Below are 13,609 nucleotides of genomic sequence, written 5' to 3'. Positions count from 1 at the left end.
ACGATTTTAGCCGCCGCTGCCTCCAAAAAAACGAATGCGAGGCGATGGTGTAACTCGGAGGTAGCCTACCGTGGAATCCCTTCTTCATCCGAAGCGACGCGACATCCTAGTCGGCACGCTCGCTGCTAGTTTGATCGCGGCATCGAGCGGACGTCTACTAGCGCAGGACGGCACAACAAAAATCAACATGGCGCTGGGCTGGGTGCCGACTGTCCAATATGCTGGTCTTTGGATTGCAGACGCGCGCAACTATTTGAGTGACGCACATATCTCTCCGGAGTGGGCGCCGGGCGGCCCAAATGCCCCAGATCCGCTCGCGCAGCTCGCCGCCGACAGTGCACAGATTGCTCTTGGTGAATGGCTCCCGTTCCTCGATGCCCGTGCAAAAGGCAATGACTTTGTCATTCTTGGCGCAATCTACCAGAAGGCACCGAATGCGATCATGTCGCTCGCGAGAAAGCCGATCCTAACACTAAGGATCTGGTTGGTGCGAAAATCCTCGCTCAGAATCCGAACGACAAATTGATCATCAATTCCATTCTTGGTCGGGCAGGGTTGCCACTAGAATACGAAATAATTCCAACCGGGTTTTCGCCCGATCCTTTGATGAACGGAGACGGTGACGCATATCTTTCGTTCGCCATCAATCAACCTATCATTCTCGAAAGCATGGGCCTCAAGCAGGACAAAGATTTTTTCGTCAGACTTTATGCTGATCTCGGTTATTCGATCCCCGGCGGCTTTCTCATGTCCAAGCGTTCGTTTGTCGAAAAAAATCGAGCAGCGGTCGTTGCCTACCTGAAGGCTTTTGCTCACGGGTGGAGGGACAATGCCAAGGATCCTGCTTACGCAACAGACTTGACTGTCAATAAATATGGCGCGGATCTCTCGCTCGATCGCGCACAGCAGTTGAGGCAAAACGAGTTGCAAATCCCTCTCGTCATGCGCAGCGGCCAACCGGATTGCATTTGGTTGGATCAGGACGCTGTCGCCGACGGTTTGGCACAAGCGGCCAAAGGAGCTGGTCGGCAGATGCCGCCGATCGCAGACATACTCGTCTTAGATCCGCTGAAAGAAGCTTTCGCAACCCTTTGAACGGCGTGCAACCTCAAAGGTTTGGGAGTGAGGCCATATGAGCCATATATCTACAATCGGCATCTCCGCCAAGCGCCAAGCCTCTGGGCAAGCCGATGTGTTGACACTTGCGGATACCAGTCCTGAAGCGGCAGCGATCGAGATTGATCACTGCATCAAGAAATTCAGGCTTGGTTCCGGACCTGAAATGACTGCACTGGCGGACGTCTCGTTGAAGATTCGAAGCGGCGAGTTCGTCGCTATTATCGGCCCATCTGGTTGCGGAAAAAGTACGGTCCTGAGACTTATCGCGTCGTTAGAACAACCTACGAGCGGTCACGTGTCGATAAAGGGAAACTCACCTAGCGAGTTGGCCGATCAACATCGCCTTGGCGTTGCGTTTCAAGATCACGCGCTTCTTCCCTGGCTGACGACAGAACAAAATATTGCCTTGCCCTATCGCCTTGCCGGTAAAAAAACCGATCATGACAGGGTCAAGGATCTTATTCGGCTAATCGGACTTGCGGGTTTCGAAAAAGCACGTCCGAAACAGATGTCCGGCGGGATGCGGCAGCGCGTTTCAATCGCGCGTGCGCTCGTCCTGAAACCGGAGGTGCTTCTCTTGGACGAGCCGTTCGGCGCTCTGGATGCCGTAACCCGCCGTCAGATGAATATTGAACTGCAGCGGACTTGGACGGAGCTACGCACCACTACGCTATTGGTTACGCACTCAGTCGACGAGGCCCTTTTCCTAGCTGATCGAATCTTCGTGATGACGGGAAGGCCTGGGCGAGTGCTCCAAGAAGTTTCGGTACCGTTTGCGCGGCCACGGACACCGGAAATCATGCGAAGTGAGGAGTTCCACCGGCTGGTGGACAGTTTGACGCTTGCTTTGGAGCCTCATGGAGCGCCGCAATGACCAATCCACGGCGAATTGCGGGAGATGTAGCTCTAGGATTTGCGGGGATCCTTGTCGTATGTGTCGCATGGGAGGTGACAGGGCGGTACAAACTAGCTGGACCATCCTGGCCGGCTCTCAGTGCTGTGATTGGCTTGCTCATCGATCCCGCACAACGCCCGGCAGTGATGAGAGCAACGACCGCAAGTTTTTCCAGAGCCGCAGCTGGATGCGCGCTTGGAACAGCACTGGGGATAGGCTTTGGTGCGATGGCTCATATGACGACTGCCTTGCGGCCGGGGCTCGATCGGCTGATAAGCACGATTAACGCCGTTCCCGCAATTGCGCTCGCGCCACTCTTCATTTTGCTGCTATCTCGCGAATACACCGGTATGGCGATCGCCACGCTGAGTGTGTTCTACATCACATACGTGGCGACGACGTCGGGGCTTTCATCGTCATCGGCTTCCCATCGGGATTTCTTCAAAGCGTTTGGGTCAAGCAAGTTTCTGCAGTTAATCTATCTTGACCTCCCAGCAGCGTTTCCAGTTCTTGTGGGGGGCTTGAAATACGCGGTCCCGGCAGCGCTTCTTGGCGCGATCCTGGGAGAATGGTTTGGATCGTCACGTGGTTTGGGACTGATGATGATCAGCGCCATGCAAAACTTCCAGATACAGCTTCTCTGGGGCGCGATGCTTATCACTGCCCTCGGAGCCATGATCGCGTTTGGCCTGCTTAGTCTTGGCGAGGCCATTTTGAGGGGCCGGTTCGAATGATTTTTTGCTTGAAGTTCGCGAAGGTCGCTTTGAAACGTTACTGGGGTATCGCCGCGCTGCTCGTGTTTTGGCAGGTCGGTGTCACATGGTCCGGCCTGAACTCAATCGTTCTGCCACCGCCGACCGCCGTCGTGGCGGACATCGTGTCGAATCCGACAATCTATGTCGAAAACAGCGTTTATACGCTTGAATTGGCGCTCGTGGGCCTACTGCTTGGGACTGTCTTCGGAACTGCGATGGCGGTCGGCGCATGGTCTTCAAGGGTGTTGCGGGGGATGTTTCTTCCGCTTGCGCTCTTCCTCTCGTCCATTCCCGTGGTGGCGATCATCCCAGTGATTGCACGCCTGCTTGGCTACAATATTCTGACCGTGGGCGCTGTGGTGGTGATCATCTCATTTTTCCCCGCCTTCATTTTTACATCCACTGGTTTGAAAGCTGCTCCTGCGGGAAGCGGCGATCTTTTCAAAGTGTTAGGTGCGGGCCGGTGGTCTCGTTTTGCCGCTCTGGCTCTCCCGTCTTCCGTTCCGAGTTGGATGACGGGCTTGCGGATCGCAGCCCCTCCAGCCGTGCTTGCTGCGATGCTCGGCGAGTACCTCATCGGTAAAGATGGTCTTGGCTATCTTTTTCGGTCAGCAGCGGCGGATTTTAATGTTGAGCGCGCGTTGGGAGTGAGCGTCTTGGCGACCATCGTATCGGTATTGAGTTTCGGTGCGGCACGTGCCGCGGAAGAGATTGTGTCAGAACGTTTTCGGTAACGTCGACGGCGCCACGCAGCAGCAAATGGTTGGGAATGAACGGTGAGACCTCAGGTCCACAGTCGTAAGGTATTGTCATGAAAGATCTGCTTTTAAATGGCGAGGACGAAATCGCGATCCGCCAACGTCTCACCCTCGTTGCGCTCGGCAAGGTCTCTGCAGATGTTGTGCTGCGCGTAGGTAAGTTGTTTGACGTTCACACGCGCAGCTGGATGATCGATCACGAGATCGTCCTCAGTGGAAAGCGGATCGCTTACGTTGGACCAGCCGGCAGCTACAAAGGGGAGGCGGGCAAACGCGTTTACGAGCCAGACCTGATGGCAATTCCGGGCATGGGCGAAGTTCACAAGCACATCGAAAGCTCGCATCTGACGCCGGAATGGGAGGCAGCCCTCGTTCTGCCTCGAGGCAATACTTGGACATGCGAAGCAAGCCATGAGTTTTCGAACGTTGACGGGCCGCATAATCTAGAATTTTGGCTTGAACCGAGACTACGCGGGTCTCCGCTTAAGATTTTTCCGTTACCTGGATCGGCTGTTCCTCCGACCGCCTTCGAACATGGCGGAGGATGGTTTGGCTTTACGGAACAGCAGCGATTTATCGCGGAAAGCATGATGGTCGCCGGCTTGGACGAAGTGATGGATTGGCCCGCTGTATGGAATCCAGCCAACCCGTCACATGGCCGCTTATGGGGCATGATCCGTGCGACATTCGAAGGCAGAGGGGTGGTCGAAGGCCACGCGGCTGGTATGCGTGACCTTCCTTCGATCAACGCCTTTGCGGCAAGCGGAATTGCATCGGATCACGAAGCTTGGACGCCAGACGAATTCTGGGACAAGCTGCAGCGTGGTCTGTTTTTGGAACTGCGTCCGTTCAACATGCCCGAGGTGATCCGCAGTCTTCTTGCCCGGTCCCTCAGCGACTGGTCGCAAATCGCGTTCACGACTGATGACCGAAGTGCATCAGATACGCTTCGGCTTGGTGCGACAGACTATAACGCTCGGCTTGCGATCGAGGCTGGCCTGGCTCCGGAAATAGCGATCCAATGCGTAACGTTGAACCCGGCAAGACACATGCGACTGACCCCCTGGGTGGGAAGCTTAGCTCCCGGACGCTTTGCAGATATTGTTCTCCTTTCTGACCTATCGACATTCGAGATTGAGAAGGTCTGGGCAGACGGGACACAAGTATCGGAAAAGAAGCGTTACCTTCCGCAAGTCCCGCGGATTGAATGGCCAGACTGGGCTGCAAACACCATTCACATTGGCAGATCGATCGTTGCGGAAGACTTTCGGATCAACGCCGAGGCCGGACGTGAAACGATGAATGCTGCAGTATTGCGGCCCTATCACTGGGCCGATGAGTTCTTGACGTTTGAACTTCCCGTACGTGCTGGTGTCGTCCGCCGCGATCCAGATCGCAATATCACCAAATTTTCAATCGTCGATCGCTTCTCGGGAAGCGGTGCCGTCTCCAAAATGTTTTGGCTTGGCTGCGGGCCGCGAGATCCAAACACGGCGCTCGCATGTTCTGTGTCTCACGACAAACACAATATCTGGTGCATTGGCTCCTCAGACGAAGCCATGGCGTTGGCGGTCAATGCCATCGCAGAAAACCGCGGAGGCTGGGCACTTGTCCGCGACGGCGTCGTAGCGGCGACGGTACAGTATGAGATTGGTGGCCTCATGTCTTGTCGTTCCGCCGAAGAACTCGATCAAGAGACGGAGCGGTTTCACGCGGAAGCTAGCAAAGTCGACTGGATGTATGAGCCTTCCTATTCACCCCGTTGGATTCCTGGTTTTCCCGAGCGGCTCATCTTCTGCACCCTTACCTGCGCGCCTTGGCGGTGGGTGCTCGTCGCACCAAGGGCGTCGATCCCCCAGGGACTTGTCAATGTGCAAACCGGCGCTGCCCATCCTGTCGTCTGGTAGCTGCCGGCAGCAAGAGCTTTGAACACAAAACGGAAAATCTGAAGATGTTTATCGATAGCCATTGCCACCTCGATTGGGATGAATTTGCAGACGATCGTGAAACAGTCCTAGCCAGGGCCCAAAAGCTCGGGGTGGAGAAATTTCTGACCATCTCGATAAGAGTGCGAGAATTCGATCGGGTTTTGCGAGTTGCCGAACAGTTCGATCAGGTGTTCTGCGCTGTCGGAACTCATCCGCATTTCGCGCATGAGGAACCAGATGTGACGACAGAGGAACTGGTCGCGCTCTCACGCCATCGAAAGGTGGTTGCGATCGGAGAAAGTGGCCTGGACAGCTTCCTGTGCAAGACGCCACTGGAAGATCAGCGTCGCGCTTTTGCCAATCATATCGCCGCCGCTCGTCAAGCACAGTTGCCACTGGTCATCCACTCGGTTCGGGTTGACGAGGAGATGAGCGAGACCCTGGTTTCGGAAACTCGAAAGGGAGCTTTCCCGATCATCATGCACTGTTTTTCCGGTGGTACAAAACTCGCCGAGACCTGTCTTTCACTCGGCGCCTACATTTCATTCTCCGGGATTCTTTGCTGGGAAGAGGAAGACGAGTTGCGGAGCCTCGCCGCAACGATCCCGGATGACCGGATCCTGTTGGAAACCGATGCCCCGTCACTTTCTCCCATCCCTAAAATTCAATCCCGCAACGAGCCAGCACTGATCACTCATGTTGCCGAGACGCTTGCCAGAGTAAGAGGCCAAAATGTGAACGCGGTCGCCGCTCTGACCAGTGAGAATTTCCGTCGCGTTTGTCGTAAGGCGTTCAGCTAGCATTCTGCCTGGGCTTTTGCACAATTTCGAAAGTCTATACTGCGGGAATTCGAGATGGCATCATTAGCGCTCATCCACACGGTGACGACCTTACCGGCAATGTTCCAACCGCTTGTCAAGGAAGCACTTCCTGAATGGCACGCCTTCAATATTGTCGATGAAAGTCTGCTCCAGACGACTGTTGCGGATGGGTTCTTGGCGCCCCAAACGAAGCAGCGTCTCGCAGGCTACATTTTTTCGGCAGCGCAGGCGGGGGCGGACGCGATCGTGGTTACGTGCTCGACGCTCGGTGAGGCAGTGAATTCGATCCGTCCGATGTCAGCAGTCCCTCTTTTTCGCATCGATCAAGGAATGGCGGATGAGGCTGTGAAAATTGCCACGCGGATCGGAATCCTCGCAACTTTGCCGACAACCCTTGAGCCGACGGGCACGATGATCAGAAGAGCGGCCATAGCCGCCTGCAAGGAGTGTACCGTCGTGGAGAAACTATGCAGCGGAGCTTTCCAGCTTCTCACGGGGGGAGACAAAAAAGGTCATGACGCATTGGTAATGGAGGGATTTGAAGAATTGGCCTCGCAGGTGGAAGTAGTCGTACTCGCCCAGGCTTCTATGGCGCAAGCACTCGCGTCTCTCAAGCGACCAGGAGTGCCGTATTTGACGAGCCCAAAGCTCGGTATAGCCCAGGTAGCCCGGAAGCTCAGATTGATGCACAATCAGACTTAAGCGGCCGGTTCTTGCGATGGTTGAATATCATCGCCATAACGAGCGGGTTCATGGTCGCTCCTCGAAAAGCAGTATGAAGCACCTACTTTAGCAACCTGCACGATCCGCTCGCATCGCTGTTATTCAACTCAGAGTGGATAACAGGTCAAAAGAAAATGCGCATCGGCTTTCCTCCACAAAAGCCTTCACTGAGGAATTCTCGTCTAACGGTGGCCGTTCAAGACCGCATACGGTGGCGCTAAATATTTCAAACTGAGTGATAAACGATTGTGGCCCCTCCCGGGAAAAGGAAGTGGCCACAATCTTTCAATGTTTCATGAGCGGCTGGGCCGTGTAGTGTCCCACAGGCGACTGGTCACAACGGACCATCCAGCGGTCCAAGATCGCATTCGAGCACCTTGTCCATCATTCCGCGCATTAACAGGGCTTCACTTCCGCCATAAAACTTCTCGAACTCCGCTTGGGCTCGATCCCAATTCGGTCGACCTTCCGCGATCCGCTGCAGTCCAGCCTCCGTGATCGAAATGATGCGAGAGCGCCGATCTGTTTCGCCTACGGTGATTTTCACAAGGCCATCCCGCTCCAGCAGGCGCAGATTTTGGGCGATTGTCGCACGATCAATCGCCATGAGTTGGGCAAGTTGTAACATCGGCATCGGCCCGCGATGTTTGAGGAAGGCGATGAGGGTGTACTGCGTTGTCTTCAATCCGATGGGAGCAAGGCAACTATCATAGTAACGCGTGATATATCGCGCCGCTCTCCTAATCTTCGTGCAATTGCAGAGAGATGGGATTTCTAGATCGTCGATTGTTTCTGTGTTCACTCTTCTCACCGTCCAATTTCATCAAGCCCATTAACGCCTCATTTTGACATCACACTGCCGGACGCGGACCAGTCCTTCTGATCAATCGGAGACCAATCGGTGGCTTGACCGTCGAGGCGATGCATACGGGCAGTGGCGCGGGCTGCCAAAGTTTCCGGATCAAGCGGCGTCGTGAATACATTGTCAACTAGCGAATATTCTGCTGCCAGTCGTCCGACTGGAGCAAGAGCTGCGGTATCGACCCGCCCATTGGCGAGATAGGCGTCGTCACGGATGTGAAAGCGGACTACACGTCCCCAAACGACGTGATCCTCAAGGTCTCCGACTGTGAAGATGCGATCCACCTTGCACTCCATCGACACTGGCGCCGCCGCGACGCGTGGTGGCCTGACGACAACGCTCGGCGCCTTTTCCAGGCCGGCAAACTCGAATTCATCCACTTCGGCGGAGTGTTCGGCCGCAGAGCGGTGCATTGCGTCGGCAAGCGAAAGCGTGACGAGATTTGTCACGAACTCGCCGGTATCACGGATATTTACATAAGTGTCCTTCAACGTCACGCCATCGGACTTGTGTTGGATCGTGATCGATACGACCGGCGGCTTCCGCCCGACAACGGTAAAAAAAGAGAAGGGCGCGAGATTTGCCACCCCATCCTTTGACAACGTGCTGATCCAACCGATCGCTCTCGGCACAACGGTTGCGATGAGCAGCTTATAAGTCTGGGCGGCATCTAAATCATCGGCGTCGATAATCATGATGGTTCTCCAATCCGGGTTCAATTGCGAGCGATGGCGGGGAAGAAATGGGCTGCGTCGATCTGGCCACGCAGGCTCTCGCCCAAGCGGGTCGAAAATTCGATCAGCGCCGGCAAAGGCCGATGATGAATCGCGATGTTTCGGATCTGCCCCGCGTCATTCCGCGTGAGGATTGTGACACCGAACATCTCGACACCACCAAACGCCTTCGCCGTCCATTCGATATATTGACGTGCGCCAGCGCTTGCTTGCTCGGTGAAGACAAGGTTCTCATAGAGTTTGCTTGCCGCCTCCATGACCCGCTTCACGTTTTCGCGGCCGCTCACCGGGACATTCAGGACCGTTGCTTCGAGAACAACCTCTTCGACAAACGCGTCTGCAAAAGCGCTCGAGGACTTTTGCGCAAAGGCACCCTTCCAGTCGCTCGCGGGTTTGGGTTCTGCATCTCTCCCCCAATCGACCGATGCTAGAAAACCATCGACGAGTTCAGCCAGAATTTGGGGGCGTTCGACGTGAGCCCAATGCCCTGCATTAGCAATGGAGGCTGACACCGGACGGGCGAAGCGCGATGCAATGCTGTTTGCCATCGCCTCGTTGACGAATGGATCGTCCTTGCCCCGGACAATAAGGACCGGACCACTGAACCGGCTAGCTGTCTCACCCGTGGGATCGCCTTCGTTCCAAACATCGACGAGGCGTGCAACTGTTGAGGGCGCTACGACGTCGCCGAATTGCCCAAGCCGCTCCAGATCTTCGGCAGTGAGTGCGTGAGACAGTGCCCGCCGCTGCTGGCGTTGCACGCCTGGGTCAGCGCCAAGTTGCCGAAACGGCCGAATAATCTCCTCCGGAGCTTGCACGCCGCCGAGCGGCACAGGCGTGACAAGCACCAGGCCTTTCGTCAGCTCCGGATGGTCGGCCGCGACAAGCTCCGCAACCTGCGCCCCCATGCTCTGGGCGATGATTACAACCGGTTTTCCAATAGCCTGGATGATCGATCCGACCTCCTCGGCGTAACGCTCCAAGGAAATCGGCCAGGTATCCCCGCTTCGGCTACCCATTCCCGGCAGGTCGAAAGTGACCTTCTGCAAGTTCGTTGTCGTCAGCGCGCCTAATAGCCGCTCCCAAACACCACCTGCGTCCAGGAAACCGTGCACGAATATCGCTACATGTTCGCCGTTCCCGTGGCTGGAATAGGCAAGTCGCGCCTTACCGCCCTTTGTATCGACCATTGGTTTGTCTCCTTCTCCTCGTCAAGACGCCCCTTGCGCCCTCCGTGCTATCCTGTATAGTCTGATATAAGACTAATTGCAATATAGTCTGATATCAATCTTTCAGAGGAGCCAAAATCATGGCTGAGCGCAGAAATATCGAGTTCGAAATCGAGGGTGGACTGAAGCTCCGAGGATGGCTTTTCACGCCAGGTGGCCCCGGCCCCCATCCCGCGATTACAATGGCGCATGGATATGCGGGTGTGAAGGAACATGGCCTTGAGCGTTTCGCGATAGCGTTTGCAGAAGCCGGTTTCGTGGTGTTGCTGCATGACCATCGCAATTTCGGAGCAAGCGATGGCGTGGAACGAGGCGACGTTGATCCCTGGCGTCAGATCGCTGACTGGCGACGCGCGATTTCTTACCTTGAAATCCAACCCGAAGTCGATCCCAAGCGGATTGGCCTGTGGGGAACAAGCTATGCCGGTGGCCACGCCATCGTCCTCGGCGCTACCGACCGACGCTTGAAAGCCGTTGTCTCGCAGGTACCAACGATAAGTGGCTTCGAGCAAGGTCTTCGTCGCATCTCACCGGATGCAATTCCAGCACTGGAGGAAGCATTCTCCAACGACGAACGGGGTCAACTGCGCGGGGAACCGTTGCGCCGCCAGCTCGTGGTGAGCGACGACCCCAGTGTTGCTGCGTCTTACCGCAGTAAAGACGCTATCGAGTTCTATCTGCAGCCTTTGCCGGCTGGTGCCTGGGAGAACACGGTTACGATCCGCTCGACGCGCGCCGCACGCATGTATGAGCCGGGAGCTTGGGTACCTCGTGTATCTCCGACGCCCTTGCTGATGGTCGTGGCGTTGGCCGATACGATCACGGTCACAGATGTCGCACTCGCCGCTTATGAGCGCGCCCTTGAGCCCAAGAAGCTGGTCACAATCCCTGGTGGTCACTTCGACCCGTATCTGTCGCAGTTCCCGATGGCAAGTGCAGCAGCAGTTGCCTGGTTTCGTGCCCATCTTCTTGACGCGTAGGAGAACGAAAAATGTCGCATCTCGTCTATCATATCGAGGGCAACCTCGCGACGATCACTTTGACAAACCCGCCGCAGAACCGGCTGTCGCCGCAAATGCTCGGCGAGCTGACCTCAGCGCTGAAGGCGATCGGTGGCAGCGGCGCGCGAGCGCTGCTCCTTTGCGCCGAAGGCGAGGACTTCAGCTTCGGTGGCGACATCGTCCCTTGGCCGGATATGAGCCACCGGGAACTGCGCGTCCTGCTCGAAGACTATATGACAACGTTCAATCAGTTCGAGCGCCTGTCAATACCGACTATCGCAGCCGTGCAGGGACTATGTTTTGGCGGCGGACTTGAGCTGGCCGTTCGAGCCGACGTCATCTTCGCCGGCGACACTGCTCGCTTCGGGCATCCCGAGCAATCGCTCGCCATCGTCACGGTTCTTGGCGGCATCTACCGGGTCGCTGAACGCGCCGGTCGATCGCGGGCGATCGAATGGGCACTAACCTCCGAGCAGGTTCCGGCTCAAGTGATGGAGCATCATGGTGTCGTCAATCGGGTCGTTGCGAATGATAAGTTGTTCGATGAGGCAAAGGCCTTTGCACAAAAACTCGCGAACGGACCGACTCGCGCCCATGCAGCTCACAAGGCTCTGCTGCGGATATGGGCCACGGGAGGCATTGCAGCTGCCGATGAAGCCATGGCGGATATCGCCATGCCGCTATTCGAGAGCGAAGACGTGAAACTAGCTCTGCCGGTATCGGTCGAGGCTTTCAAGGCAAAGGCACCTCGCCCCGCTTTTCCGTTTAAAGGGCGATAGGCCAACTCCCGGTAAGCAGGAAAAAATCTCCAAAAGAAGGAGATCATAGTCAAATGCAACCGAAGTCGACGCGATATCAAATCGCTGTGCTGGCAATGGAACCTCTCGACGCGGCTGTCGATCGCGGCGAGGACGACGTCCACCCCCAAACTTGTACGGAGACCTCTGTGACTAGGTCCATCATCTCTCAACGAAAGATTAGTGTCGATCACATCAGAATCGAGTGCTCGGCCAAACTCGAAGACGTAAAAGCGACCCTTGAAAAACTCGTTCCGCAACTAGACCCTAGCATTGCGGAAATGCTCCGAAATAGGGATCGCGAAAAAGTGGAATGGTTGCAGGACCATGGCCCAAAACTCTTTCTGTTCCTGATACGCAATCATGGAAGTCTGCTCGAAATTGTGGGCAGACCCCGCAAAGCCTACCAGTATGAGATCGGCAACCAGATTACGGCATCGCGGATGACGCGGCATGACATCCGATCCGCACTGTACGCGCCATTGCGCATCGTGCTGTACGAAGACGACCGAGGCTTAGCCATCTTTGAATACGACCGGCCGTCGTCCCTCTTTGGGCAATTCGCCGATGACCGGGTGACTGAGGTAGGGCTCGAACTCGATGAGACCCTCAAGGGCGTTCTTCTTCGCGCCGGCGATGCAATTGGCTGAAGTTGCCCAAGTTTGTGCCCAGTACAGAACAGACGTTGACAATTCAACCGAGCGTGATGATCACGAGATTTTGACGCGAGCGCACGTCGGTGCCCGTGGGACACGTTGGGGCCGGCTCGCCAATGCCTTTAGCAGTTTTCGAATACCAGGGATCGCGCACCTGTCCTAAAACGCGGCGGATATGACCTTTGTTCTCCGGAAGAGGGCGCGCAATATCCAAACCGAAGGGGCAAATGGCTTTGCTCTTACGGAATTGGAGACCAAAATTGACTACAACATCGAAATTTGGTCGCGTCGAACGACATATCGACGTCGATAAAATCCCAAGAAGCGATGATACCATTCTGTACGGGAACGGCCAGGGTGTTCTTCGTCAGACCGGTGATCAGCAGCTGGCCGCTCAACCGGCCAAACGGTGGTCGCGGTCGCATGAAGTGGGCCTCCCGCTATCACGCCGGAATTTGATAGCTGCCGGTGCCGCTCTTGCATTCACCGGGTTCCCGCCGATATTCACGCGCCCTGCCAACGCACAGGGTTACGATACCTCCACGATTAAGGCTCTGGTATTCGATGTTATCGGAACCTGCACCGACTACTGGAGCACGATTGTGCACGAGGGCCAGGTCATTAATCGAGAGAAAGGGCTGAACGTCGATTGGGGAGCGGTAGCGACTGCTTGGCACGGATTGTTTCCACCAGGCTTCGCCGACGTCCTTAACGGTCGCCGTCCCTGGCAGAGTTTATCCTCGCTGCGTCGCGAGGCGCTCGACAAAGTGATGAATGAGCAGGGGCCGGGCGAGTTCACCGCCGATGAAATGGCGCATATCAATTCGGTTTGGCAGCGTTTGGAGCTGTGGCCCGACACCTTATCCGGTCTACAGCGTTTGAAGCGGAGCTATACCCTGTCGACGCTGTCGAATGCCGACATGGCGGACATGGTTAAGCTAGCTAAGTTCCGCGATTTGCCTTGGGACCTCATTATGACGTCCGAACTCGCACAGAGTGTGAAGCCTAGCCCGAAGGTGTATCAGCTTGCGCCTCAATTTTTGGGCTTGCGACCCGACGAGATCATGATGGTTGCCTGTCATAAACAGGATCTCCAAGCAGCCAAGGCCCAGGGCATGCGGACGGCATTCATCTCCCGTCCATTAGAAGCAGGACCGTCCGGCCAGGTCGACGCCAAACCCGATCCCCAATTCGACCTGAATGCCGCGAGTTTTGGCGAGCTTGCTGACCTTTTGAAAGCTTAGAGCTCACCCCTGTCGATGTGCGGATCGACTTCGGAATGATTGACTGTCGTGCGCGATCGCGGCCTTCGCGCACGGCAGTCGAGGAGG

At 56.0% G+C, this 13,609-nt stretch carries 15 protein-coding genes; 12 read left to right on the top strand and 3 right to left on the bottom strand.

Annotated elements, in window-relative coordinates; translation table 11 throughout:
- Positions 1-130 precede the first annotated feature (130 nt).
- From FHT86_RS38990 to FHT86_RS32175, 8 genes are all read left to right on the top strand, one after another.
- The gene (locus FHT86_RS38990; protein ID WP_133710680.1) at positions 131-526 is read left to right on the top strand and encodes an ABC transporter substrate-binding protein; all 396 of its coding nucleotides are present in this window, start codon (positions 131-133) and stop codon (positions 524-526) included.
- Positions 523-1,095: an ABC transporter substrate-binding protein gene (locus FHT86_RS38985; RefSeq protein ID WP_409527633.1), complete on the top strand. Its 573-nt coding sequence runs from the start codon at positions 523-525 to the stop codon at positions 1,093-1,095. The genes FHT86_RS38990 and FHT86_RS38985 overlap by 4 nt, the downstream gene beginning before the upstream one ends.
- A 37-nt stretch (positions 1,096-1,132) precedes the next feature.
- Positions 1,133-1,993, top strand: coding sequence for an ABC transporter ATP-binding protein (locus FHT86_RS32200; RefSeq protein WP_133710682.1), 861 nt, complete (start codon positions 1,133-1,135; stop codon positions 1,991-1,993).
- The gene (locus FHT86_RS32195; protein ID WP_133710683.1) at positions 1,990-2,748 is read left to right on the top strand and encodes an ABC transporter permease; all 759 of its coding nucleotides are present in this window, start codon (positions 1,990-1,992) and stop codon (positions 2,746-2,748) included. Before FHT86_RS32200 ends, FHT86_RS32195 begins: the two co-directional genes overlap by 4 nt.
- An 8-nt stretch (positions 2,749-2,756) precedes the next feature.
- Positions 2,757-3,503: an ABC transporter permease gene (locus FHT86_RS32190; protein ID WP_246779752.1), complete on the top strand. Its 747-nt coding sequence runs from the start codon at positions 2,757-2,759 to the stop codon at positions 3,501-3,503.
- A gap of 77 nt (positions 3,504-3,580) precedes the next feature.
- Positions 3,581-5,434 carry an adenine deaminase gene (locus tag FHT86_RS32185; RefSeq protein ID WP_133710685.1) on the top strand — a complete coding sequence of 618 codons (1,854 nt, stop codon included), beginning with the start codon at positions 3,581-3,583 and terminating at the stop codon, positions 5,432-5,434.
- Positions 5,435-5,478: 44 nt separating this feature from the next.
- Positions 5,479-6,255, top strand: a complete 777-nt coding sequence (locus tag FHT86_RS32180; protein ID WP_133710686.1) for a TatD family hydrolase — start codon at positions 5,479-5,481, stop codon at positions 6,253-6,255.
- 54 nt (positions 6,256-6,309) lie between these two features.
- Positions 6,310-6,978: an aspartate/glutamate racemase family protein gene (locus FHT86_RS32175; protein ID WP_133710687.1), complete on the top strand. Its 669-nt coding sequence runs from the start codon at positions 6,310-6,312 to the stop codon at positions 6,976-6,978.
- Between the two features lie 355 nt (positions 6,979-7,333).
- Here FHT86_RS32175 and FHT86_RS38290 read toward each other — a convergent pair whose 3' ends face one another.
- Genes FHT86_RS38290 through FHT86_RS32160 form a run of 3 tightly spaced genes read right to left on the bottom strand, consistent with a single transcriptional unit; the run spans position 7,334 to position 9,785 of the window.
- Positions 7,334-7,801, bottom strand: coding sequence for a MarR family winged helix-turn-helix transcriptional regulator (locus FHT86_RS38290; RefSeq protein WP_166656963.1), 468 nt, complete (start codon positions 7,799-7,801; stop codon positions 7,334-7,336).
- A gap of 38 nt (positions 7,802-7,839) precedes the next feature.
- Positions 7,840-8,556: a flavin reductase family protein gene (locus tag FHT86_RS32165; protein ID WP_133710689.1), complete on the bottom strand. Its 717-nt coding sequence runs from the start codon at positions 8,554-8,556 to the stop codon at positions 7,840-7,842.
- Between the two features lie 20 nt (positions 8,557-8,576).
- Positions 8,577-9,785 carry an alpha/beta fold hydrolase gene (locus tag FHT86_RS32160; protein WP_133710690.1) on the bottom strand — a complete coding sequence of 403 codons (1,209 nt, stop codon included), beginning with the start codon at positions 9,783-9,785 and terminating at the stop codon, positions 8,577-8,579.
- 119 nt (positions 9,786-9,904) lie between these two features.
- Between FHT86_RS32160 and FHT86_RS32155 the strand changes: the two genes are divergently transcribed.
- From FHT86_RS32155 to FHT86_RS32140, 4 genes are all read left to right on the top strand, one after another.
- The gene (locus FHT86_RS32155) at positions 9,905-10,804 is read left to right on the top strand and encodes an alpha/beta hydrolase (protein ID WP_133710691.1); all 900 of its coding nucleotides are present in this window, start codon (positions 9,905-9,907) and stop codon (positions 10,802-10,804) included.
- An 11-nt stretch (positions 10,805-10,815) separates the two neighbouring features.
- Positions 10,816-11,604 (top strand): enoyl-CoA hydratase/isomerase family protein, encoded by a 789-nt coding sequence (locus FHT86_RS32150; protein WP_133710692.1) that lies wholly within the window; start codon positions 10,816-10,818, stop codon positions 11,602-11,604.
- A gap of 53 nt (positions 11,605-11,657) precedes the next feature.
- Positions 11,658-12,272 (top strand): DUF302 domain-containing protein, encoded by a 615-nt coding sequence (locus FHT86_RS32145; protein WP_246779751.1) that lies wholly within the window; start codon positions 11,658-11,660, stop codon positions 12,270-12,272.
- A 266-nt stretch (positions 12,273-12,538) separates the two neighbouring features.
- Positions 12,539-13,522 (top strand): haloacid dehalogenase type II, encoded by a 984-nt coding sequence (locus FHT86_RS32140; RefSeq protein WP_208116690.1) that lies wholly within the window; start codon positions 12,539-12,541, stop codon positions 13,520-13,522.
- Positions 13,523-13,609 lie beyond the last annotated feature (87 nt).

It is taken from the genome of Rhizobium sp. BK313 (genome assembly GCF_014193655.1).
In the GTDB taxonomy this organism is placed as follows: domain Bacteria; phylum Pseudomonadota; class Alphaproteobacteria; order Rhizobiales; family Rhizobiaceae; genus Rhizobium.
This window is presented reverse-complemented; position numbering and strand designations above follow the sequence as displayed.

Bases quoted from the DNA above. Each gene is read 5' to 3' on its own strand.
- FHT86_RS32200 (WP_133710682.1), top strand. From the start codon at position 1,133: ATGAGCCATATATCTACAATCGGCATCTCCGCCAAGCGCCAAGCCTCT.
- FHT86_RS32195 (WP_133710683.1), top strand. From the start codon at position 1,990: ATGACCAATCCACGGCGAATTGCGGGAGATGTAGCTCTAGGATTTGCG.
- FHT86_RS32185 (WP_133710685.1), top strand. From the start codon at position 3,581: ATGAAAGATCTGCTTTTAAATGGCGAGGACGAAATCGCGATCCGCCAA.
- FHT86_RS32180 (WP_133710686.1), top strand. From the start codon at position 5,479: ATGTTTATCGATAGCCATTGCCACCTCGATTGGGATGAATTTGCAGAC.
- FHT86_RS32175 (WP_133710687.1), top strand. From the start codon at position 6,310: ATGGCATCATTAGCGCTCATCCACACGGTGACGACCTTACCGGCAATG.
- FHT86_RS32165 (WP_133710689.1), bottom strand. From the start codon at position 8,556: ATGATTATCGACGCCGATGATTTAGATGCCGCCCAGACTTATAAGCTG.
- FHT86_RS32160 (WP_133710690.1), bottom strand. From the start codon at position 9,785: ATGGTCGATACAAAGGGCGGTAAGGCGCGACTTGCCTATTCCAGCCAC.
- FHT86_RS32155 (WP_133710691.1), top strand. From the start codon at position 9,905: ATGGCTGAGCGCAGAAATATCGAGTTCGAAATCGAGGGTGGACTGAAG.
- FHT86_RS32150 (WP_133710692.1), top strand. From the start codon at position 10,816: ATGTCGCATCTCGTCTATCATATCGAGGGCAACCTCGCGACGATCACT.
- FHT86_RS32145 (WP_246779751.1), top strand. From the start codon at position 11,658: ATGCAACCGAAGTCGACGCGATATCAAATCGCTGTGCTGGCAATGGAA.